Origin of the sequence: Streptomyces sp. SID13031, assembly GCF_010548305.1 — a bacterium.
Taxonomy (GTDB): domain Bacteria; phylum Actinomycetota; class Actinomycetes; order Propionibacteriales; family Kribbellaceae; genus Kribbella.
In genome coordinates, this window is record NZ_JAAGLV010000018.1 from 109,086 (window position 1) to 131,349 (window position 22,264).

Below are 22,264 nucleotides of genomic sequence, written 5' to 3' on the forward strand. Positions count from 1 at the left end.
CAGTAGTGGTCAGCTTGCCGCGCTCACCTGAGCGGGGAACTCGCGGCCCACTTCCTCAACCAGAGCGACCACCTCGGCGGTCTCGGCCTCGAGGAGTTTGAGCAGTGCCACCCGCGACTCGTCGCTGCGGGCCTCCACGGCAGCCGTGGAGATCGCCTGCACGGTCGCGACCTCGTGGACCAGAGCACCCCAGATCTCTTCCAGCTGCTGCAGATTCGCCGGTCTGGCGGCCGGTACCTGCGTGATGTCGACGAGCTCCGAGGCTCGCCGGACATGCAAATTCGAACTCATGACTTCCCCCACGGTCGCACCTGACCCCGAACCAGCGCAGGCTGAAGCCGGCGCCGTCCCCGCCCGAGTTGGGACTGACTCTTCTTCCAACGCACCTGCCCATCGCGGGGTTACGGCCCCTGCCCCGACAACTTTCCCGGCAACTTTCTGCAGGCCTGGTGCAACAAGAACCAGCCAGGCGGGCTCTTACTCCTCTGACAGGCTGTTACCGACGGAAGGGTGATCGTGAGTGCCGATCTCGAAGGGTTCAACGATTTTGCCGCCGCGCGGGGGGCCCAGCTGTTCCGGATGGCGTACCTGCTCGCCGGTGACCGGCACGGCGCCGAGGACCTGACCCAGACCACCCTGGGCAAGCTCTACGCCGCCTGGTCCAAGGTCAGCCGGGCCGACAACCCGGTCGCCTACAGCCGCACCGTCATGGTGCGCACCTATGTCGACTCCCAGCGCAAGATCCGGCTGGAGCGCCCGACCTCCGAAGTACCGGACGGTGGCCGGTACGGCGAGGACACCGCGTTGCGGCTGACCCTGTTCGCCGCACTGGCCGAGTTGTCCGGGCGCGACCGGGCGATCGTCGTCCTGCGCTACTGGGAGGACCACAGCGTCGAGGACACCGCCAACATCCTCGGCGTCAGCCCCGGCGCGGTCCGGACCCGAAGCCAGCGGGCGCTGCTCAAACTGCGCGCCCGGCTCGGCACCGACCTCAGCGAATTGAGCGGGCGATGAGCCCGGAACCGGAAGGACCCCTGATGAGCTTCGAGACCGAACTCAGCGACCGCCTGCACACCGAGGCGGACGACACCCAGGTCGACCTCGATCTGCTCCTCACCGGCAGCGTTGCCTATGGCAACAAGCTGGTACGCCGCCGGCGGCTGACCCGGATCATCGGCGGCGCGGCCACCATCGCCGTACTGGGTGGAGCCGTCGCCTACGCCGGATCACTGAACGCCCCGCCCGGCAGCACGCCGGCCCCGGCCGCTTCAGTGGCCACAACTCAACCACAGAAGGCGAAAGCGGACATCACCCCGCAGGCGGCCCTCGGCGTACTGCTCGAGCTGCTGCCCGATGCCAGCCAAGCCACCAACCACCGCGGCGGCTTCGACGGCACCGGCAAGGTGCTCGGGGTCTACACGACAGTCAGCTACGGCAACGCGTCGCTGCGGCTGGAGGTCCTCAAGGAGCAGCAGGTCGCCTTCCCCTGCGACGCCTATTACACCGGTTGCAATGTCGTCAAGCTGCCGGACGGCTCCAAGCTCCGGCTGCTGGACACGTCCGTCCCCGGCCCGGGCGGCAAAGACGACTACCAGCAGCTTCAGGCCAACCTGACCCGGAAGGACGGCCTCAGCCTCAACCTGATCGCCGTCAACCAGACTCCGGCCCAGCCTGCCATCACCCTGGCCCAGCTGAAGACCATCGCCGTCAGTCCCCGCTGGCAGCTGAAACTCGACCAGGCATTCATCGACCGAAGCGAGAAGCTCTTCATCCCGCGGCTGGTCACCCAGCCGTCGGTACCGGGCTAGTGCCCTGCGTCCGAAGTTGTTTGAGTGATTGCGGTGGTCAGGTGCGTGCCTGGGCGCCGCAAGCGCCAAAGAACTTCGGACGCAGGGCACTAGATCGACTGACCGAAGGTGTGGCGGCGGATCCAGGCGTGCATCGCGATGGCCGCCGCCGCGCTGGCGTTGATGGAACGGGTCGAGCCGAACTGGGCGATCGACAGCACGTCCGTGCAGATCTTGTGCGCCTCGTCGGTCAGCCCCGGGCCTTCCTGGCCGAACAGCAGGACGCAGTCGGTGGGCAGCTCGTAGGTCTCCAGCGGTACCGAGCCGGGCAGGTTGTCGATGCCGATCACGGCCAGCGCGTGCTCTTCGGCGTACGCCGCGAGGCCGGCCAGCTCGGGGTGGTGGCGGACGTGCTGGTAGCGGTCCGTCACCATCGCGCCGCGGCGGTTCCACTTCCGGTTGCCGACGATGTGCACCTCACGCGCCAGGAAGGCGTTCGCAGTCCGGACGACCGAGCCGATGTTCAGGTCGTGCTGCCAGTTCTCGATCGCGACGTGGAACGGGTTCCGCTGGGTGTCGAGGTCCTCGACGATCGCTTCCAGCCGCCAGTACCGGTACTTGTCCACCACGTTGCGGCGGTCACCGGCGGCGAGCAGCTCCGGGTCGAGCCGCGGGTCGTCCGGCGGATCGCCCCGCCACGGGCCGACACCGACCTCCGCCGTACCGACCACATCGGCTCCGATCAGGTCAGGAGGGTTGTCACGATTGGCTTCCTGCATGGGTCGGGACGCTACCCTGTCCGCGTGCTCCCAATGATCGCGATGCTGATGCCGAACTGGATGGACCCGGAATACCTGCTGAACTGGCTGGGTGACTGGTCCCTGTGGGGCACGGCCGCGGTCGTCTTCATCGAGTGCGGGCTGCTCTTCCCGATCCTGCCGGGCGACTCGCTGCTGTTCGCGGTCGGGCTGTTCATCGCCCGCGGCAATATCGACGTCCCGCTCTGGCTCGCCTGCGTGGTCCTGACCGTCTCGGCGTTCCTGGGCAACGTCTCCGGCTACTACATCGGCCGCGGGCTCGGTACGACGCTGTTCAAGAACCCGAACGCCAAGTTCCTGAAACCGAAGTACATCGAGCAGACCCACGACTTCTTCGAGCGGTACGGTCCGCGCGCGCTCGTGCTGGCCCGGTTCGTCCCGATCGTGCGCACCTTCATCACGGTCGTGGCCGGCGCGGGCAAGATGGACCCGAAGAAGTTCTTCCTCTGGACCGGTATCGGCGCCGTCCTCTGGGCCACCGGCATCACCCTGCTCGGCCACGCCCTCGGCAAGGTGAAGTTCATCCACGACCACCTCGAGACGGCCCTGATCCTGCTGGTCCTCATCTCCCTGGTCCCGATGGCCATCGAGTTCATCCTGGCCAGGCGCCGTGGCCACGGCAAGGTCGCCGAAGGCATCGAGACCCAGGTCGAAGAATCCATCACCAACGACGGCACCCGCTGACTCAGCGCGGCGCCCGCCGCAGATAGTCGAGGCAGACCTCCAGCGGTACCGACGACTTGCCCTTGTCCAGGTCCTCGAACGGCTCCCCGGTCAGCAACCGGTCGACCTCGTCCGGATCGATCATCAGATGGTGGCTGACGAACTGCCGCTCGGACAGATCGATCCGCAGGTCGAGGTCGGCGCTCGACGCGTGGATGCGGGAGATCCCGAAGAACTCCGGTTTCGCGCCCTTCTCCAGCCAGCGGCCGAATCCCACCACCGCGGTCTCGATCCTGACCTGCCGCATCCGCCGCTTGATCAGCCCGAGCTCTTCGCGCAGTTCCCGCTCCATCCCGGCGGCGATCGACTCGACCAGCCGGGTCCGGCCGGTCAGATCCCGCGGCTCCAGACTGCCGGATCCGCTCGGAGCCACCAGCCCTCGCGATGACTCGGCCGCCGGACCCTGCAGGACGAGGATCATCCAGTTGTCCTCGGTCAGCGCCAGGGTGGAGATGCCGATCTGGTTCGCGAGAGTGCTTCGCCCCAGCGGGATCAGCCGGCCGTCCCGGGCCAGGATGTTCCGGTTGACGTCGACCACCACCCGGCTCAGGCTCCTGCTCCACCACTGGTGGCCGGCCAGGTAGTTGGAGGCCATCGTGTCGAAGTACCGGGCCGGTTGCAGCCGGACCGCGCTACCGGCCAGGTCGAGGTCGGTGCAGAGCCGGACGTTCAGCCCGTCGAACGGCTGCGACGCGGCCCTGGACCGCTTGGACCTGGCCAGCGCGATCACCGCCGGCTTGATCGCCGCCAGATCCGTCGGGAGCTTGAACGGATGCTCGGAGAACTCGATCGGCCGGTCGAGCCGGGCGTCGAGCGAAGGGCTCGAGATCACCCGGCCGGCCGAACAACGGGTCAGCTGCCAGTCGCCGTCGAGGACGGCATCGGGAACCGGCTTCTGGACGGTTTCGAGGTCTCGCAGCGCCTGTCGCACCTCACGCCAATCTCCGATGAGTGGTACCAGGCCGACGATAGCCAGGCTGGCCGCGACAACCGGCGTACTGAGACTGTCGACCCCCAGGCTGACGATGGTGATGACACCGAAGACGGAGCCGGCGGCAGTCGGCCAGCTCTTCGGCACCAGCAGCCTGGCCCATCCCCAAGCGGCCCAGAACCGGTGCCGGAGCCAGAGCGGGACGCCGTGCCGCAGGCGCTGCTCCGGATGAATCGCGACGACTTGCAACTCTCCCATGGTTCCCCCCTTAGCCGACTCATCGAGCCCGCGGGTGAACCGTTACGGTTTATTCAGTGCCCGAAGGGGAACTGGGGATCCGACCAGACGTAGTCGGTGCTGAGCTCGGTCAGGTCCGAGGTGCCGACCTGACCGGACGGTAACGGCCCGACCACCTGACCGGACCCGAGTGAACAAGCCACCCGGATCCGGTCTGCCGCCTGGTACCAGACCAGCGCCCCCCGTGGCGCAGCCCCCTCTTGCAGCAGGGCGTGGTGGTCGAGCCATCGCAACGCATCCTCCGGATCGTGCCAGCCGCTGTCCTGGGCATAGCCGAAGGCCATCCGCTGGAATTTCAGCGACCAGTCCTGCCAGGCCGCCGACCCCACCCGTTCCAGTTGCCAGCTGAGCGCGGCCTCCGTGTCCCGTGGGTTAGCGGCCCACTGCGCGGTCTGGCGCTCCACAACGATTTCCCCCATGGCCGTGCTCCCCCCGTCCACCGGCCTTTGCCGTGGTACCAGAATCTTCGCCCGGGCACATACACCGGCCGTACATTCCAAATATCAACTACACCCGGCGACGAAACTGCTGCTGCGGTGAAAGGCTGCGGCCGTTGAGGAGGTCAGCCGGCCGCGAGATCCGTGGTCAGCTCCGCGAGGGCGGCGCGGGCCTGGCCGACCTTGGTGTCGCTGGCAACAAGCTGCCAGACGCGGGCCGCGCGGTCCAGGTAGCGACGGGCGAAGTCCACATTGCCGGTGCTCGCGTAGAGCTTGCCGAGGTCGTACGCCGCCTGTCCCTCGACGCTGCGATCGCCCAGCCGCTGGCCGATCTCGATCGCGTCGAGCAGCATCCGCCGGGCCGCCGCCTCGTCGCCGACGACCACCAGCGCCTGCCCGAGCTCGGCCCGTCCCCAGGCCGCGCAGTGGTCGTCGCCCAGGCTGTTGAAGATCGCCAGCGACGCCTGCAGCTGCCGGACCGCCTGGTCGTTGCGGTCCTGACGCATCCGGAGGGCGGCGATCCGGCGCCGGACCTTCGCCTCGCGGTGTGAGTCCCCGAGCCGTACTCCGAGCAGGAACGCCTCGGCCAGGTAGCGCCCGGCGACGACCGTGTCGTTGCGGCTCAGCCAGATCGAGGCGGCCGCGCTCCTGGCCACCGCCTCGCCGTTCTTGTCGCCGACCTCGACCAGCGCCTCTACCGCCCGCTCGTACTGCGCGAGCGCCTCGTCCGGCCGGCCTCGTTCGCGTAGCCAGGTCCCGAGCCCGACGGAGACGATCCCGACGCCTTGCAGATCCCCGATCTCGGTGAAGATCGCGGCGCCCTCGGTGAGGTGCTCCCAGCCCGCATCCCAGTCGTCGCGGTAGATCGCGAGCTGGGCCAGGTTGCGATGCATGATCGCCTCGCCGCGCTGGTCCCCGCAGGCGATCGCGCTGGTCAGGCCGGGCTGGTGCGACTCGTTCCAGTCGTCGAAGTACGCGCGCATGTCCAGGTACGGACCCCAGGCAGCCGCGATCCGCCAGGCGTAGTCGTGCAGCCCGTTCTGTGCGGCGGCCCGGATCGCCGGGGCGAACGTGGACCGCTCGGCGTCGAACCAGGCGATCGCATCCGTCGGGGTGAACGGTTGCGGGTCCGGGGCGAGCAGCGGGCCGGTGTGCTCGACGACCCCGAAGTACCCGAACGGCAACGCCGCGGTGGCCCGGCGGACCTTGTGCAGCAGGGATTCGAAGACGGTTCGCAGATCCTTGATCGCCTGCGCCTTCTGCCCCTCGTCACCGACCCCGATGGCGTGCAGCCGCAACAGATCGTGCACTCTGTACCGCGCTGTGCCGTTCTGGTCGACCGTGCTGATCTGGACCAGGTTGACCTCGATCAGCCGGTCCATGCTGCGGCGGACCGAGGCCGGCGTGGAGATCGACTCCAGGATGCGGGCCGAGAACTCACCGACCGCGAAGTGCCCGATCAGCCGGTAGAGCCGGGCTTCCTCGGCGCTCAGCGCGTCGTAGCTCAGGTCGGCGCTGGTCCGGACGGCGAGCTCGCCGATGCTCAGCTCGTCCAGCCGGTGGGTCTCGTCGCGGAGCCGCCGGGCCAGCTCGGCCGGGCTGAGGTCGGGCCGCTGGGCCAGCCGGCTGGCGACGATCCGGATCGCGAGCGGCAGGTTCGCGCAGGCCGCGAGGATCTCGATGGCCGCCGCCGAGTCGGTGTCGACGCGGCCGGCTCCCGCCACCCGGCGGAGCAGCTCGGCCGCTTCGCCGTCGTCGAAGGTGTCGAGCGGTGTGCTGTCCGCGCCGGCCAGGTCCATCAGCCTGTTCCGGCTGGTGATGACGACGGCCGATGCGCCGGTCCCGGGCATCAGCGGCGCGATCTGGCTCGCCGCCGCGACATCGTCGAGGACGATCAGCACCCGCCGGCTGGCCAGCTCGGACCGCAGCGCCGCCGACCGCCGCTCTGGATCGGCCGGTACTGCGGAGTCCGACATGTTGAGGCTCAGCAACAGGTCGGTCAGCGCGGCTGCGGGGTCGCGCGGCTCGGTCGCGCCACGCATGTCCAGGTAGATCTGCCCATCCGGAAACGACTCCCGGACGAGGTGGCCGAGCCGGACCGCGAGCGAGGTCTTGCCCGTGCCCGGAGCACCCGAGATCACGGCGATCGGCGGTCGTACCGGGTCGCGGCCACAGACCAGGTCGCGCAACTGCTCCAGGTGCTGCTCCCGGCCGCTGAAGTCGGCCAGGTCCAGTGGGAGCTGGCTTGGCGGCCGGTGCGGCTCGGCGAGCACCGGGGAGGTCATCAGCCCGACCGGCTCGGGCTCAGCTTGAGAAGGCGTACGGGTGGCTGCTGGGATGCCGGGGTCGGGCCAGTTGGCCGAGCGGCCATTCTCCGCGCGGGCACCGGCTGCCTGGAGCTCCGGGCTCGGCTTGACGTCCAGCTCGTCGGCCAGGGTCTGCACGGCCTTCAGATACGCCGCTCTGGCTTCGCCGGTCCGCCCGGCAGCCAGTAGCGCGTCAACCAGTCGCCGCCAGAGCTGTTCGTCGTACGGGTCCTCGGTGAGGCGTCCACTGAGCAGGACTGCGGCACCGCTCGCGTCGCCGTACTCGAGCCGCAGGTCGAGCAGGGTGTCGACCAGTCCCCGGTACTGCGCGTCGAGGCGGGCGATCGAGCCTTCCCAGGCCGACGGGATGGTCAGGTCTTCGAGCGGGTGCCCACGCCACAACGAATACGCGCGCGACAGGACGAGCATGGCCTCGCGCTTGTCACCCGCGTCGCGCAGGTGACCACCCTCAGCGAGCAGAGACTCGAACAGGCTCGCATCGAGCTCGTCGACGCCGACCGCGATGCTGTAGCCGGCCGCGGAGGTGTCGATCGCAGCGGCCAGCCCGACCTCCTGCAGGACTCCACGCAAGGCCCGGACGTAGGTACGGATGTTGGCGGTCGCCGAGCGGGGCGGGCTGCCCTCCCAGAGCGCGTCGGCGATCAGGTCGGTGGAGACGAACCGGTTGGGGTGCAGCAGGAGCGTGGCGAGCAGCTGGCGCGGCTTACTGGCGCGGAGCGGCTGGCCCGGGACGTGAGCGAGGCGCAGAGGTCCGAGGATCTCGTACCTCAGACTGTCCACTTGCTCGCCCTCTCAACTGTTGGCCCGCCCCATGGTGTCATCCCACCGGCCCCGCCGGGAAGCTTCGCCAGTGCGATGTACGTCGCCCTGCCAGACAGGGGCGGTGGGGTGGGGCAGCAGGTATGCAGCCGGATGTACGCACGATGTATCTCGGCCCGGCATCGTGGTCCGCGGTACCGGGGGGAGGGCAGGCCCGGGGGTGACGAACTGACCGTCGTCGCGCCCGGGCCTGAATTTCCGAACCTTAGGGCACTGAGCATCGGCAGTGGGGGCACTGGCCGGGGGGAGCTCAGTGCCCTATCGACCACCGGTGGTTGTTTACTGACCGCCAGTGAAAGGCGGCTGACCGTCCTGCGGAGCGGGGGCTCCCGCAGGCGGTCCGCCGACGGGGGGCTGGCCCTGCGGCGGGAACTGCGGGTTCTGGTACTGCGGGGGCTGGCCCGGCAGCTGCGGCTGGATCTGGCCCGAGGACTGCGCGCCCGGCTGCATCTGCGGCGGCGTCTGCTCGCCCTCGACCGAGCCGATCGTGCCGAACGAGACCTGCGGGACCGCGCGGACCTGCTCGTCCTTGACCTCGAAGTAGCCGGCCTTGTCGAACTTGAACCGGCCCGCGATCAGGTTCGACGGGAACGACTCGATCCGGGTGTTGTAGTCGCCGACGTTGGCGTTGTAGAAGCGCCGGCCGGCCGCGATCCGGTCCTCGGTGTCGGTCAGCTCGCGCTGCAGGTTGAGGAAGTTCTGGTTCGACTGGACCTGCGGGTAGGCCTCGACCGAGATCATCATCTGCCGCAGCGCGCCGGACAGCTCACCCTCCGCGGCCGCCCGCTGCTCCGGGTTCGCGCCCTGCACGTTCACCGCCTGGGTACGCAGCCGGGCGACCTCCTCGAACACGTGCCGCTCGTGCGCGGCGAAGGCCCGGACGGTCTCGACCAGGTTCGGGATCAGGTCGTAGCGGCGGTGCAGCTCGACGTCGATCTGCCGCCAGGACTCCTGGATCAGGTTCCGCTGCTTGACGAACCGGTTGTACGAGACCATCAGCGCGATGGCCGCAATCACGACGACCGCGACGATGATGACGATGACGAGGGTCATTTCCCTGCTCCCGAGTGTTGGGTACGACTCGGGAGCGACTCTAACCGGGTTCGGGGCCGGGGTGGCTCAGCCGAGGCCGAGCTCTTCGAGGCCGAAGACCGTGCGGTACTCCAGGCCCGCCGCCTCGACCTTCTCCTGCGCGCCGGTCGCACGGTCCACGATCACCGCGACGGCGACCACCTCGGCACCGGCCTCGCGGAGCGCCTCGACGGCGGTCAGGACCGAGCCGCCGGTGGTGGAGGTGTCCTCGACCGCGAGCACCCGGCGGCCCTTCACGTCCGGACCCTCGATCTGACGCTGCAGCCCGTGCGCCTTCCCTGCCTTGCGGACGACGAACGCGTCCAGCTTGCGGCCCTGCTGCGCCGCCGCGTAGAGCATCGACAACGCGACCGGGTCCGCACCGAGGGTGAGCCCGCCGACGGCGTCGTACTCGAGGTCCGCGGTCAGCTCCAGCAACGCGGGCCCGATCAGCGGCGCCGCCTCGGCGTCCAGCGTGATCCGGCGCAGATCGACGTAGTAGTCGGCTTCCTTGCCCGAGGCCAGCGTCACCCGCCCGTGCACGATCGCCTTGGTCTTGACCTGGTCCAGGAGGGCAGCGCGATCAGAGCTCATGAGGCCACAGCTTAAACCGTCAGGACTTCTTGTCGGCTTTCACCAGGTGGCCGAAGGCAACTGAGCGGTCCGGGGAGTGGAACAGGTCCTGGCAGGTGGTGAGGGTGATGGTCGAGGTGGTCGGCGTCTCGCGGGGTTTGCCCGGGACGGGTTCGAGCACCCAGTTGTCGGCCGGTTTGACGGTCAGGTCGCGGGGCGAGCCGTCCAGCTCGTAGGTGTAGATCGCGTCGGCCGTCTCCACGATCACCTGGTCGCCCTTCTTGAGCTCCAGCAGCTTGCGGAACGGCGAACCGTGCGTGACCCGGTGCCCGGCGACGGCGAAATTGCCCGGCTCCCCGGGCAGCTGGGTCTGCGGATAGTGCCCGATCCCCCGGGTCAGGTCGTCCTTGCCGACGCCTTCGACGACCGGCTTCTCCCAGTCGCTGCCCAGCTTGGGGATCCGCAGCAGCACGATGGGTTTGCCGGCTGCCGCCTTCGTCCCCGGCTTCTGCGCCGACGGCTTCCAGTTGTCGTGCAGGTCGCGTTTCAGGTCGTCCATCGCGTGGTTCGAGGTGATCCCGGTACCGAAGTACTGCCACCCGACCCAGCCGAGCAACCCGAGCCCGGCCACCAGCAGGACGACGCCTAAACCCCGCACAATGCCCCGTCCCATGCCGACAAGTATGCAGATGAGCTGCAAAGGCTGTGTACGTCGTGTCGATGGACGCAGGTCCTTGCCCAGGACGACTATGTGCTGAGCATCCGTTCTAGGAGGTAGCCGTGAAGGCGCTGGTCAAGGCCGAGAGCAAGCCCGGACTGTGGTTGCAGGACGTTCCGGTGCCCGAGATCGAAGCCGACGAAGTACTGATCAAGGTCTTGCGGACCGGTCTGTGCGGGACCGACCTGCACATTCAGAACTGGGATCCGTGGGCACAGAAGAACGTGCCGGTACCGATGGTGACCGGGCACGAGTTCTGCGGCGAGGTGGTGGAGATCGGCGCCGGGGTCCGCGATGTCGCGGTCGGTGACCTGGTCAGCGGCGAGGGGCACCTCGTCTGCGGCCGTTGCCGCAACTGCCGGGCCGGCCGCCGGCACCTGTGCATCAAGACGCGCGGCCTCGGCGTGCACGTGGCGGGCGCCTTCGCGGAGTACGTGAAGCTGCCGGCCACCAACGTCTGGGTGCACCGCGACCCGGTCGACCTCGACGTCGCCGCGATCTTCGACCCGTTCGGCAACGCCGTGCACACCGCGCTGTCGTTCCCGGTGGTCGGCGAGGACGTACTGATCACCGGCGCCGGCCCGATCGGCATCATGGCCGCAGCCGTCGCGCTGCACGCCGGCGCGCGCAACGTGGTGATCACCGATCTGTCCGACTACCGGCTCGACCTGGCCCGCAAGATCGGCGTCACGCACGCGGTGAACGTCCGCGAGCAGTCCATCGCCGACGCCCAGCGCGAGCTCGGGATGCGCGAGGGGTTCGACGTCGGGATGGAGATGTCCGGTCAGCCGGCCGCGCTGCGGGACATGCTCGCGAACATGAACCACGGCGGCAAGATCGCGATGCTCGGCCTGCCCGCAGACGAGATCGCGATCGACTGGGGCACCGTGGTGCTCAACATGCTGACCATCAAGGGCATCTACGGCCGGGAGATGTTCGAGACCTGGTACTCGATGTCGGTGATGCTGGAGCGCGGCCTCGACCTCGCGCCGGTGATCACACACCGGTTCGGCTATACCGAGTTCGAGCAGGCCTTCGACGTCGCCCGCAACGGCGACTGCGGCAAAGTGATCCTGGACTGGACCAACCTGGAGGAGAAGCACTGATGTTCGGCCGGATGCGCGACGACCTGACCACCACGATCGGCGAGATCCGCGACGCCGGGCTGTACAAGTCCGAGCGGGTGATCAGCTCGCCGCAGAACGCCTCCATTTCGGTTGCCTCAGGCAAGGAAGTACTGAACTTCTGCGCCAACAACTACCTCGGCCTGGCCGACCACCCCGAGGTGGTCGCGGCGGCCCGGGACGCCTTGGACCGTTGGGGTTTCGGGATGGCTTCGGTGCGCTTCATCTGCGGCACCCAGCAGATCCACAAGGACCTGGAAGACGCCCTGAGCGCCTTCCTCGGTCAGGAGGATACGATCCTCTACAGCTCCTGCTTCGACGCCAACGGCGGGCTGTTCGAGACGCTGCTCGGCGCCGAGGACGCGGTCATCTCCGACGAGCTGAACCACGCCAGCATCATCGACGGCATCCGGCTGTCGAAGGCCAAGCGCTACCGGTACAAGAACCGCGACATGGCCGACCTGGAGGCTCAGCTCAAGGACGCCGCCGACGCGCGGTACCGGTTGATCGCCACCGACGGCGTCTTCTCGATGGACGGGTACGTCGCCCCGCTGGACGAGATCTGCGACCTGGCCGAGCGGTACGACGCGCTGGTGATGGTCGACGACTCACATGCCGTCGGCTTCGTCGGCCCGGACGGTGCGGGAACGCCGTCGCTGTTCGGAGTACAGGACCGGATCGACGTGCTCACCGGCACGCTCGGCAAGGCGCTCGGTGGAGCGTCGGGTGGTTACGTGTCCGCGCGTCGCGAGATCGTCGAACTGCTGCGCCAGCGCTCCCGGCCGTACCTGTTCTCCAACTCGCTGGCGCCGTCCGTGACCGCCGCGTCGTTGAAGGCGCTGCAGCTGATCGGCGGCTCGTCCGACCTGCGCGACAAACTCGCCGCCAACACCAAGCTGTTCCGCGCCAAGATGACCGAAGCGGGCTTCGACATCCTCGCCGGCGACCACCCGATCTCCCCGGTGATGATCGGCGACGCCGCCGAGGCCGGCCGGCTGGCCGACAAGCTGCTCGAGCTCGGCGTGTACGTGATCGGCTTCTCGTACCCCGTGGTCCCGCACGGCAAGGCCCGCATCCGCACCCAGCTCTCCGCTGCGCACTCCACCGAGGACGTCGAGCGCGTCGTCGCCGCCTTCATCGAAGCCCGGGCCGCGCTGGCCTAAGGCTGTGTCGGCCCGCCCTCGATCCGGGGCGGGCCGTCGTCGGCGCCGGTGTGCTCGCGGACGGCGTCCAGATAGATCCGGTCGGCGCGTTCCTGGATCCGCTCCTGCGACTCGATCCGCAGTTGCTCGCGCTTGGTCAGCTCACGCTCCCGCATCATCGCCAGCTCATGCTTGCGCTGCCGGCTCTGCATCACGCCCCAGACGACCCAGCCGCCGCAGCTCAGGGCGAGCACGAAGAAGATGCCGAGCAGTGTCTGTAGTGACTCCATCAGGCGGCCTCCGTCGCTCTCCGTTTCCACACTACGGCCCAGCGCAGCAATCCGCAGACCGCAACAGCCTCGACGGCCAGTACTGCGATCGCCAAGGCCGGGTTCCACAGGTTGGCGAGGCTGAAGTACCAACTGCGGACCAGCAGCACGATGGCCGGGCCGAGGATCGCGGTGGCCAGTACGGCGTACCCGGTGTAGATCACCCGGGCCCGGCGCGGGTAGCCGGCGACACCGGCCGGCCCACGGCGCAGGAAGGCGCCGGCGAAGCGGAACGACTCTCCCTGCAGGTTCGACGTCGAGGTGGCGTGTTCGAGCATGTGATAGCCGTCCAGCTTGAGCACTGGCACGAGGTTCGCCACTGCCGCGACCGTGCCGAACATGAGCAACGCCGCGGCCAGACCATGCCACCAGCCCGACTGCGGACCCCACCGCCAGAGCACTGCGAACGGGATCAGCGCGATCAGGTTGACGTAGATCCCCGCGAACGACGTGACGACGCGTTGGGCCGGCCGCGGGAAGGTGACGACGTCGTCGACCTTGCAGTACGGCGCGATCATCGGGAACCGCCACATCACCCCGATCTCGGTCGGTCGCCCGCCGTACCGGACACAGGCGATGCCGTGGAAGAACTCGTGCCCGGCGATCACCAGCCACCCGACGGCGAACCCGACGATTCCCGCAGTCCAGCGCGACGGCGAGTCCGCTACGGCCGACCACAGCGTGGACCAGTCGAGCAGCACGAGCACAGCGAGCGCAGTACCGAGCAGCGCCAGCGGTACTGCGGCCAGCGGGTGCAGCAGCCACCCGATCCGTCGGGCCAGCGGTACTACGAGCTCGGCCGCACCGGGCAGCGGCCGACGCCACAGCAGTGGTGACCGGCCGGCCGCACGACGGGCGACCTCGGTCTTCTCCCGTACTGCGTCCAGCTGCTCAGGTGCAGCCGGGTCGATGAGGGCATGCGAGTGCAGGAGGCCGAGGAGCTGCTGCCAATGCGCCTCCCCCAGCCTCTTGCCGAACTGGCCCGCGTAGTCGACGCCGATGTCGGCCAGCGTCCGGTGGCCGTCGAGCTGCGCCATCAGGAACGCCTCCCGCGGACCGACCCGCAGGAACGCGTGGGTGTCACGGTCGCCGACCACGTGGACGACGGCCGTCCCCTTCTGCAGGCCAGGCCCGATCCGGACCGCCTCACGCAGCGCCGGCCGAGCCTCCGCCAGCCAGGCGGGATCGCTGACGGCTGTCATACCGGTGCCGATACCTGCGCCGCCGCGGGCTCCAGCGCCCGCTCGATCAAGTAGGACAGATAGATCTCATCCAGGATGGCGACGCCAAGACGGTTGTTGGTCATGTGAATGTAGGAGCTCAGCAGCACCGCCGCACGCGCCTCGGTATCAGCGATCGGCTCCCGGCCACTGCCACCGGTACGGCTCGGGAACAGCAGTTGCCCGGCCTCGGCATCGACCCGGGCCCGGAGCTCGCGGCAGTGCGTCAGCCAGGTCCGCTCGATCCCGGACAACTGCTGGCCGGCGTCACCCGCGCTGATCGTCCGGATCCGGTCGACCCGTTCCGTCAGCGACGCCCGGGTCAGCTCGAAGCTCTTGTCGAAGGAGTCGTGGTAGTCGTCCGACGGCTCCTGGTACGACGTCTCCCAGAACCCCCGGTACCGCTGGAAGAACCGCCGGACCGCCTCGTCGGTCTCCAGGAACGAGTACGCCGTCAGCAACGACAGCTGGGTCGCCAGCCCGAGCAGGACCGGCCGGACGTGGGTGTTCGAGGTGGCGAGCAACTTCGCCACCAGGTCGCTCGAGGCCTCGAAGTGCCATTCGCCCAGCTCCATCCCGACCGGGCCGCCGTACCGGTCGAACTCCTGCTCGTACGGCATCAGCGCGACGCTGTTGTTCGGCCGGAACGGCATCACCCCGTCGACGCCGTACTCCTCGACGAAGCGTTCCTCGCCGTACTCGGCCACGTACATCTTCTTGTAGATGTCGCCGAGGCCCTCGATGTCGGTGTCGTAGAGCGCCGGCCGCCGGGCCAGGAACGCCTCGATGGCCGCCACTGCCCGCGCGCGCACTTCTTCCTTCTTCTCGGGCGCGGCTGGCTTGAGCCTGACCCGCAGGTGCGGTCCCTCCATCCAGTACTTGATGAAGAACCAGCGGTCGATCAGCTCGTCGCGCCGCAACTCCGCGACGAGCGGCCGGACCGCCTCGACCAGGATCGGATTGGCGTCGCTGGCGTAGAAGACGTGCAAGGCCACCCAGTCATCGGTCATCGGAGTCCCTCCCGGTGTCGTAAAGCTCCAGCAACAGTTCACACACGTGCGGCCGGCCGTGTTCGTCGGTCAGCCAGAGTTCGTCGGTGTCCGGGTTCGCCTCGGTCAGTACGATCCGGGCCGACGCGCCCAGAGCCAGTTGTTCCAGCAGTTGCAGCGACATCCAGCTGTCGAAGTCGACCGGTAGCGGCTTGCGCCCGGCCTTGCGTTCGGCACCAGGGGTGTCCGGTACGTCCGGGGCAGCGCCGTCGTCGACCGCGGACTTGGCGGCCGCGTTGTCGATCTGGGCGAACAGCCGGACGGGCAGCCCGTGGTCGAGCCGCCACCGCCGCACCTTGAGCAGATGCTCGGCATCGGAGTGTTGCGGATTGCGGAACGGGAAGTCCGCCGTGTTCAGCTTCCACATCCGCCGCTGCAGTACCAGGTCACCGAGTACCAGCCGCGGGTACGACTGGATGCCGTCGACCGGGATCGGGTCGCCGGTCCCCGCCCACAGGTCGATCTGGGCCATTCCGCTGGGCGAGAAGCAGAGCAGGATCTGCTGGATCTCCGGCAGCGCCATCGGCATCAGGAAGCCCAGATAGACCGGTACCACCTCGCGCCCGAGCCGGGTCGACATCAGCCGGACCCGGTCGGCCTCCGGGTCGTGGACGAGGACGAGGTCGTCGAGCCCGATCTGCTCGTCGGCCGGCCGGGTGCTCGCATCTCCCGGACAGACGATCTCGTACTGCGTGACGGCGGGGTGCACATTGAGATTAGTGGTCTCGTACCCGCCTCGCAGCTCGGCCAGCACTGCCCCGTCCGGGGCGTAGTCGCGCAGGATCTCGCTGATCAGGTCTCGCGCCCGGGTGCCTTCGGCATCGAGGCTGTGCGCGAACCGGGAGAACATCAGGGTCAGGCCCGCGTAGGCCTGGTTGAGGATCAGCCGGCCTGGCTCCCGGTTTCCGGCGGCCAGCTGGACGAAGAACGACCACGGTTGCGCAAGCTGCTCGCCTGGCGGAAGTTCCCGCCGGACCGCGTCGACGAAGTCCGGGCCGAGGCGGATCTCTTCGACCGGTCCGGGATCGCCTGCCCGCAGGTCGCGCAGGTGCAGTGACGCGGCCTCGCGGGCCTTGTCGACCGCGACGATGTCGTCGAGCTTGAACCAGTTCTCCTGCGGCACGAACGCGTTGTCGTCGTCGAACTGGCGGCGCCGCATCGATCGCCGGGTGTAGGGGTCGAAGAAGTCGCGCTGGAACTCGTGGCAGAACCGGACGACGTCCTCGCAAGCGCCACCGATCCCGTACCGGGCCTTGAAGAATCCCTTGGCGGTCAGGCGTCTGGAGACGTTGAGGTCGAACGCGGGCAACAGGTCGGCCAGGTCCGCGAGATCGGGTAGCAGGGTGCGCTCCCACAGCCCGCGGTCCACCTCCATCCCGGCACCGGTGATCGTGGTGTCCTCGTAGATCACCGTCCGCGGTACGAGCTGGTCGGAGGCGCCGAGTTGTCCGAAGCAGGCGCGGACATGGTCACGGACTCCGCTGAGCACTGCCGCCCGGCCACGCGCCGGAGTACCGGGGTAGGCGTCGATCAGGTCGACCGCGGCCTGCAGCGAAGCTGCCAACTGCTGCAGGGTCGGGTGGTCCTGCAGCAGCAGCGCGGCGACCAGAACCTTGGTCGGATCGCTGGCTCGCAGGTCGATCTGGAGATCCGGCGCGAGCAGGAAACCCAGCCGGAGCAGGTGGCCGATCAGCTGATCGGACTCGGCCACGGACCGGCCCTCGGCCTTGGCGGCGAGCTGCCGGCTCAGCTCTTCCAGGGTCGGCCTGGCGTCGCGGGTCAGCGTCACGACGTCGTCGAGCGCCGGACCGCCCGGCAGGAAGAACAAGTTCTCGTGAACGTTGTCGATGGCAACCACTGCGTCGGGGTCGCTGCCGGACGCGGTCCGGCGGCGGACGTAGCGCATCGTCTCGCCGTCCGAGCTGGCACCGGGTGCGAGCGCCACCCGGAGACCGGAGCGGAGGGTGGAATCGGCCAGCACCACAGCGGACAGCCGGGCGAGGACGGCGATGTTCAACCGGACCGTCGACCGCTGCTCCAGTGACGCGGGCTCCGGCCTCGGCCTGGTCGCCGTCTCGGCGAAGCGCCCCAGGCCGACGGAGGTCAGTGTGCTGAACGGGCTCGTCTTGAGCGCTGCCCGGTAGAGCAGCTCCAGCAGCGTCCGCTCGACCTGGCGGCCGTGCTTGTCGACCTTCCGGGCTGGATCGAGGTACCGGTCCATGTTCTTCTCGAGTACTTCCGACTGGAGCAGGACAGCGCTGCGCAGCTTGTCGTCGGCCAGCAGTTCACGAGCCCGGGCTCTCGCGGCGGTCAGGTCGTCACCCAGTACCGCGACGCCCTCGTCGAGCAGGTCGCGAACGCGGTCGACCGCCGTGATCCATTGATGAGTCAGAGCCTGGGTCGATGCCGGGAGCAACGGCTCGGCCCGGGTCACCGTGCTCGGCCGCGGGCGCCGTCCGTTGAAGGCGTCACGGCGGAGGTTGATCAGCGCGACCCGCTCGGCATCCTCCGGGCCACGGGCAGCCAGCTCGGTCTCCAGCGCCTCCCTGACTTCGCTCGCCACGGAATCCCTGACCGCCTCGGCGGCGAGCACCTGCTCCGTCCAGGCAACGGCGGCGGGAGTACGCAGGACGGCGACTGCTTCGGCCGGCTGCCCGGCGACTCGCAGCAGGAAGCCGGAGCCGAGTCGCCAGCCGGACGTAGTACCGGCGTCCGGGGTGTAGGGGTTGGAGAGGACATCGGTCATCGTGGGTCTCCTTGGGCCGGGCGGTGATGCAGGCCGTGGTCGTAGCCGGCGCGGCCGGCCCGTTCGTGACCGAGCAGGAGGAAGAGCATGCTGCGCTCGTCCGTCTCCTCGATCCCGAGGAACTCGTCGACGGCGAGGTTGTCGATCCCGAGCACCGCTCCGATGCCCAGCCCGTGGGCGGTCGCGGCGAGGTAGCTGGTCTGGGCGAGCTGGCCGACCTCGACGCTCAGCATGCGATAGCCGCGGGCGCCGTAGGCCTCCACCAGCGCCTCCAGCCGTCCCGTGATCACCAGGACAGCGGCGACCTCGCTGATGTTGTAGTTGGTCAGCGCGTAGTGCCGCTGGACCTCGCCGTAGTCGAACTTCCCCGCACCGATCAGCTGATGCTCTGCCGGGTCGTAGGCGTACGCACGCTTCTCCAGACCTTCGACGGTGTTGGGCAGCACCCAGAGCCGGGTCCACGGGTCCTGCCGCGGCGAGGGCTCGACATCCGTTCCAGCGCGACTCATCTGGGCAGTAGTCGCTAGTACCGACCCCAAGTCTGCAATGGACAGGTTGGGCCGGGCGGAGAACAGGCCGAAGCTCGATCGCCTGGTACGCAAGCTGGTCGACAGGTCCTTGGCCGAGGGGGCAGGTGTAGGCAGCTGTACCCCGTTGGTTCGATCGAGTGTTCTTGGGGCGACCTCGGTACTTCGGGGCGGCCTGGCCTGGTTGCCGACGAGGGCTGCGGCGTGGACCCGCTCCACCAGCTCGAAGTCGCGGACGTGTTCGGACTTCTCCCAGACCCGCAACGGCAACGGCCTACCGGGCTCCACCGCTGTGTCCACCGCACGGGTGGGGCCTAGTGGGATGACCACGAAGGGGGCTTCGGTGCGACCGTCCACAGCGAGCGCAGTACTGACTGGTGCTTCGTCGAACCACAGGACCGGCTCGACGGCTTGGCCGGCCGCCGCGAACACGAGCCGCCAGGAAGCGAGCAGAGCGCCCACGTCCTGGGTCACCACGTGATAGCTGAACGAGTTGTACTTGAACGCGTTCTTCCAGAACTTCAACGTGGCCACGAGATACAGCCCGGCGTCGACCCCGGTCGCTGCGGCCAGGTCGGCGCAGCGGTTCGCCGCGGACAGCCGGTCGAGACTGTGGTGGGCCGTGTCGTAGTGGTAGACGCCGGTCCGCAACGGAGCTCCACCACCGGCCACCAGGTAGCTCTCCGCCGGGTACATGCCACCGCCGGACGCGGTCGGCCGTGCCCAGACCGGCGCGGCTGCCCGCAGCTTGCCAGTGCTGTCCTCATTCCAGTTCAGCTGAGTGCGGCGATCGATCAGCCCGTAGCAGCCGAGCACTGAAGCCAGTACGTCGAGCGAAGGCAGCTCTGCTTCCACAGGGCCGGCAGCACGAGCCGCGGCAGCCTCTACCCCGAGCAACGGCAGGTTCGCGAACGGGATGGGCAATGGCAGCTTGGGAGCGTCCAGGTACAGCTTGTGCCTCGACGGCTGGTCACCCCAGTCCACCTGGAAGCCGAGCGGCGGCAGGGGCACCCGTTGCCGCTCGAACATCCGGCGGGCGTAGTCCATCGCGACCGCGGGGCGGCTCGGCCCGGCGGCGGCATCGATCTGGCTGGTCACCTGCGCTCAACTCCTTCTGGAAGACGATGGACTGGCTGCTAGCGGCTCAAGGGAAGGGGTGCGGCACCCGATGCAGTTGCTCAGGCGTGAGTGGCTGTGACGTCAGCCCGCCCTGGTACGGCGCCCACAGCATTCGGGGCATCGTCAGCACCCGCTGGCGTTGCCAGCCGAAGTCGATCGGGATCAGGCCGGGCACGATCGTGGCGACCGTGCGCAGCCCCAGCGCGAGCTGCTCGGGTGTGGTCTGGTCGACCACGACGGTGTCCATCCCGCGCTCGGCGAACAGCGCGACGATCTCCTCCACCGGCTCTCGCAGATCGGTAGCAGGCGCCCGGCCCGTGGTCCAGTTCGCGAACACGTCGTCGAGTGGCGTCAGCTCGGTCTGCCGCAGCCAGTGCTGGGCGTGCTCGGCCATCTCCGGCATGCCGAACAGCAACGCGTGGTGGGCCAGCTCGCCGACGTTGCGGTAGTCCGTCACCATCGGCCGTACCTGGTCCAGGCTCTCCGTCACCCGGTCCTCGAACCCGGTGACATAGGACGCCACCTCACAGACAGCAGCCCGTACTGCGTCCGCCGGGTCCAGCGAGGCTCCCCCGGCGAAGCAGAGCGTGCCTGGTCCACCATCACGGCGTACGGCGACCGCGCCGACGGCAGGTACGGGCAGATCGACGCGGATGTCGAAGCAGCGCAGGTCGTACCCGAGCAGATCGATATGGGCACGCATCTGGCGGACCAGCGGGCTGTCGACGGTGTCCAGGTCGATCTCGACGGGAGTCAGGCCGCTGTACCAGCTGATCAGGAAGGCATCCCGTTCGATCAGTTCGAGCTGTCCGTGCAGCACGGCCTCGGTCACCGAACTGCCGGAGGCGCAGCCGTTCGAGCACTCCTGCACGGTGTTGCTGTGGTCCTCGCGGTGGTCGAGGTAGTACACGATCTGCTCGGGGACGAGGAGCGCGCGCTGGTCCCGGACGGACCAGCCCCAGACCCACGGCACCTTCGGATTCGTTGCCCAGGGCACATATTTGTCGGCATGGTCGACGTAGAAGTCCGGTGTGTAGAGGCCGCACTCCTCCATCTCGACGTGCGGGACGGTCAGCTCGGCGGGAGTTGCCCGCAGCGCGACGTCAAGCCGGCGGGGCCGTTGACCCGCATCGCGTTCCAGACCTTCCAAGGCACCTAGCAGCTCGCTGCGCTGGTAGCTCTCGGCGTGGCCGCTCCACCACATCTCGTGCAGGCCGTACTTGCTCCGGACCTCGAAGTGCCCACTCGCGGGTGCCGTTGCGGTGGCGTGGTACGCGCGGATCGCGGGCCCGCCGAGCATGCCGCAGACCGGGTTCGCGAGCGCCTCCATCGGCAGCCCGAGGTCTTCCGGCTTACGGGAGCGGCCGCTGCCGGGGCTCGACGCGGGAGTGGAGACCAGCTGGATCCGGGCGCCGTCGGCGGTGTCGGGTTCGGGCTCGGCGCAGGCGTCACAGGAGGAGTCGCGGATCAGCCCGTACCGCTCGACCTTCGCCGTACGGGTGTCGATCTCCCACACCGGGTACGCCGGGCCGTCGGCGGCCGTCTCGCTCGCGATGCGGCTCAAGATGGCGGCCACCGCGAGAGCATGGCCGGCCGGAGCGATCGGTGCGGTGGTCAGGAGGCCGTGCGGGTGGTCGAGGATGCGGCGCTCGATGCTCGGGCGGCAGACCACCCAGCGACGGTCGAAACAGGTCGGGCAGGGGCCGTCGCCGCCTGGTGTCGCGGCAACCACCAGGGTGCCGGCGTAGATCCGGATGCTGACCTCGGCGGCGGTGTCCGGCGGGCCGATCGTGGTCCGCTCCTCCTGACCGGGCAGGCCGAGGACGGCGACGTCCAGCGTCAGCGCCGGACCGGGCGGCAGCAACGCGGCGATCGAAGTACCAACGCTGGTGACCATCTGAGGAGCCGTCGTTGTCTCTTCCACTGTTGTCACTGGATGCTGCTCCTTAGTGGTCCGGGGCGGGGTGGTTGCGGGAGGGGTGAACATGCTGCGGACCAGGGCCCTTGGCCCGCAGCACTCAGCTCACGAGGCTCAGCTCACTAGGCTCAGCACACGAGCTCGGCGGTCAGCCGCAGCTGGAGGTGCTGGTGCTGGTCGAGCAGCAGCTCGAGGTGCTGCAGGAGCAGCAGCTGGAGCAGGAACAGCTCGAGCTGGTGGCTGCGAGGTCGAGCGACGGGTCGGTGATCTCGTCGACCTCGAAGGTGACGGCCTCGAGGTCGAGCAGTTCGAGGCCGAGCGACTGAGTGCTCATAGCGGTCTTCCTTTCCTTTTTCTGCGCGGCTGGTCAGCCGCGACTGGGCGGAACTGGTCGTACCGTGCCGACGGCGTGCTGGGGACGTCGCCGTACCACTGAGGTGGGCGGACGGCGGTCAGCCGCCGCCGCACCCGGTGCTGGTGCTGGTCGAGCAGCAGCTGGACGTGCTGCAGGACGAGCAGCTGGAACACGAACAGCTCGAACTGCACCAACCGGCAGCGTCCTGGCCGAGATCGATGATGTCCTCGATCT

The 22,264-nt window shown here is 68.7% G+C and carries 21 protein-coding genes; 5 read left to right on the forward strand and 16 right to left on the reverse strand.

Annotated features, from left to right (window positions below; genetic code table 11):
- Window positions 1-9 precede the first annotated feature (9 nt).
- A complete protein-coding gene (locus tag G3I17_RS30670) occupies window positions 10-291 on the reverse strand; it encodes a hypothetical protein (RefSeq protein WP_164601115.1) in 282 nt (93 codons plus the stop codon).
- A gap of 225 nt (window positions 292-516) precedes the next feature.
- Here G3I17_RS30670 and G3I17_RS30675 point away from each other — a divergent pair, with 225 nt between their 5' ends.
- Together G3I17_RS30675 and G3I17_RS30680 are read left to right on the forward strand one after the other, a co-directional pair.
- A complete protein-coding gene (locus G3I17_RS30675) occupies window positions 517-1,014 on the forward strand; it encodes a SigE family RNA polymerase sigma factor (RefSeq protein ID WP_164601116.1) in 498 nt (165 codons plus the stop codon).
- Between the two features lie 23 nt (window positions 1,015-1,037).
- Window positions 1,038-1,808: a hypothetical protein gene (locus tag G3I17_RS30680; protein ID WP_164601117.1), complete on the forward strand. Its 771-nt coding sequence runs from the start codon at window positions 1,038-1,040 to the stop codon at window positions 1,806-1,808.
- Between the two features lie 89 nt (window positions 1,809-1,897).
- Here G3I17_RS30680 and G3I17_RS30685 read toward each other — a convergent pair whose 3' ends face one another.
- Complete coding sequence (locus G3I17_RS30685) at window positions 1,898-2,566, reverse strand: TrmH family RNA methyltransferase (protein WP_164601118.1); 669 nt, start codon at window positions 2,564-2,566, stop codon at window positions 1,898-1,900.
- Window positions 2,567-2,599: 33 nt separating this feature from the next.
- Between G3I17_RS30685 and G3I17_RS30690 the strand changes: the two genes are divergently transcribed.
- A complete protein-coding gene (locus G3I17_RS30690; RefSeq protein WP_239063082.1) occupies window positions 2,600-3,289 on the forward strand; it encodes a DedA family protein in 690 nt (229 codons plus the stop codon).
- 1 nt (window position 3,290) lies between these two features.
- Here G3I17_RS30690 and G3I17_RS30695 read toward each other — a convergent pair whose 3' ends face one another.
- From G3I17_RS30695 to G3I17_RS30720, 6 genes are all read right to left on the reverse strand, one after another.
- Entirely contained in the window at window positions 3,291-4,517 is a 1,227-nt protein-coding gene (locus G3I17_RS30695; protein WP_164601119.1) for a hypothetical protein, read from the reverse strand.
- A 53-nt stretch (window positions 4,518-4,570) separates the two neighbouring features.
- On the reverse strand, window positions 4,571-4,975 hold the full coding sequence (locus G3I17_RS30700; RefSeq protein ID WP_164601120.1) for a hypothetical protein: 405 nt from the start codon (window positions 4,973-4,975) through the stop codon (window positions 4,571-4,573).
- 143 nt (window positions 4,976-5,118) lie between these two features.
- On the reverse strand, window positions 5,119-8,100 hold the full coding sequence (locus G3I17_RS30705; protein WP_164601121.1) for a BTAD domain-containing putative transcriptional regulator: 2,982 nt from the start codon (window positions 8,098-8,100) through the stop codon (window positions 5,119-5,121).
- A gap of 318 nt (window positions 8,101-8,418) precedes the next feature.
- Window positions 8,419-9,192: a LemA family protein gene (locus tag G3I17_RS30710; RefSeq protein WP_164601122.1), complete on the reverse strand. Its 774-nt coding sequence runs from the start codon at window positions 9,190-9,192 to the stop codon at window positions 8,419-8,421.
- Window positions 9,193-9,258: 66 nt separating this feature from the next.
- Window positions 9,259-9,804: an orotate phosphoribosyltransferase gene (pyrE, locus tag G3I17_RS30715; RefSeq protein ID WP_164601123.1), complete on the reverse strand. Its 546-nt coding sequence runs from the start codon at window positions 9,802-9,804 to the stop codon at window positions 9,259-9,261.
- A gap of 19 nt (window positions 9,805-9,823) precedes the next feature.
- Window positions 9,824-10,456 carry a class E sortase gene (locus tag G3I17_RS30720; protein WP_203590990.1) on the reverse strand — a complete coding sequence of 211 codons (633 nt, stop codon included), beginning with the start codon at window positions 10,454-10,456 and terminating at the stop codon, window positions 9,824-9,826.
- Between the two features lie 107 nt (window positions 10,457-10,563).
- Here G3I17_RS30720 and tdh point away from each other — a divergent pair, with 107 nt between their 5' ends.
- Entirely contained in the window at window positions 10,564-11,607 is a 1,044-nt protein-coding gene (tdh, locus tag G3I17_RS30725; RefSeq protein ID WP_164601125.1) for an L-threonine 3-dehydrogenase, read from the forward strand.
- On the forward strand, window positions 11,607-12,788 hold the full coding sequence (locus G3I17_RS30730; RefSeq protein ID WP_164601126.1) for a glycine C-acetyltransferase: 1,182 nt from the start codon (window positions 11,607-11,609) through the stop codon (window positions 12,786-12,788). Before tdh ends, G3I17_RS30730 begins: the two co-directional genes overlap by 1 nt.
- Here G3I17_RS30730 and G3I17_RS30735 read toward each other — a convergent pair.
- The 8 genes from G3I17_RS30735 to G3I17_RS30770 all read right to left on the reverse strand — a co-directional run bounded on the left by G3I17_RS30735 (window position 12,785) and on the right by G3I17_RS30770 (window position 22,221).
- Window positions 12,785-13,057 carry a hypothetical protein gene (locus G3I17_RS30735; protein WP_164601127.1) on the reverse strand — a complete coding sequence of 91 codons (273 nt, stop codon included), beginning with the start codon at window positions 13,055-13,057 and terminating at the stop codon, window positions 12,785-12,787. The two genes, G3I17_RS30730 and G3I17_RS30735, sit on opposite strands and share 4 nt — an antisense overlap.
- The gene (locus G3I17_RS30740; protein WP_164601128.1) at window positions 13,057-14,298 is read right to left on the reverse strand and encodes a M50 family metallopeptidase; all 1,242 of its coding nucleotides are present in this window, start codon (window positions 14,296-14,298) and stop codon (window positions 13,057-13,059) included. Before G3I17_RS30740 ends, G3I17_RS30735 begins: the two co-directional genes overlap by 1 nt.
- The gene (locus G3I17_RS30745; RefSeq protein ID WP_164601129.1) at window positions 14,295-15,326 is read right to left on the reverse strand and encodes a thiopeptide-type bacteriocin biosynthesis protein; all 1,032 of its coding nucleotides are present in this window, start codon (window positions 15,324-15,326) and stop codon (window positions 14,295-14,297) included. The genes G3I17_RS30740 and G3I17_RS30745 overlap by 4 nt, the downstream gene beginning before the upstream one ends.
- The gene (locus G3I17_RS30750) at window positions 15,316-18,111 is read right to left on the reverse strand and encodes a lantibiotic dehydratase (protein ID WP_164601130.1); all 2,796 of its coding nucleotides are present in this window, start codon (window positions 18,109-18,111) and stop codon (window positions 15,316-15,318) included. Before G3I17_RS30750 ends, G3I17_RS30745 begins: the two co-directional genes overlap by 11 nt.
- Window positions 18,108-19,736 (reverse strand): SagB/ThcOx family dehydrogenase, encoded by a 1,629-nt coding sequence (locus G3I17_RS30755; protein ID WP_164601131.1) that lies wholly within the window; start codon window positions 19,734-19,736, stop codon window positions 18,108-18,110. Before G3I17_RS30755 ends, G3I17_RS30750 begins: the two co-directional genes overlap by 4 nt.
- A 46-nt stretch (window positions 19,737-19,782) precedes the next feature.
- On the reverse strand, window positions 19,783-21,690 hold the full coding sequence (locus tag G3I17_RS30760) for a TOMM precursor leader peptide-binding protein (RefSeq protein WP_164601132.1): 1,908 nt from the start codon (window positions 21,688-21,690) through the stop codon (window positions 19,783-19,785).
- A 133-nt stretch (window positions 21,691-21,823) separates the two neighbouring features.
- Window positions 21,824-22,009, reverse strand: a complete 186-nt coding sequence (locus tag G3I17_RS30765; RefSeq protein ID WP_077018662.1) for a hypothetical protein — start codon at window positions 22,007-22,009, stop codon at window positions 21,824-21,826.
- Entirely contained in the window at window positions 22,006-22,221 is a 216-nt protein-coding gene (locus G3I17_RS30770) for a hypothetical protein (RefSeq protein WP_164601133.1), read from the reverse strand. The genes G3I17_RS30765 and G3I17_RS30770 overlap by 4 nt, the downstream gene beginning before the upstream one ends.
- Window positions 22,222-22,264 lie beyond the last annotated feature (43 nt).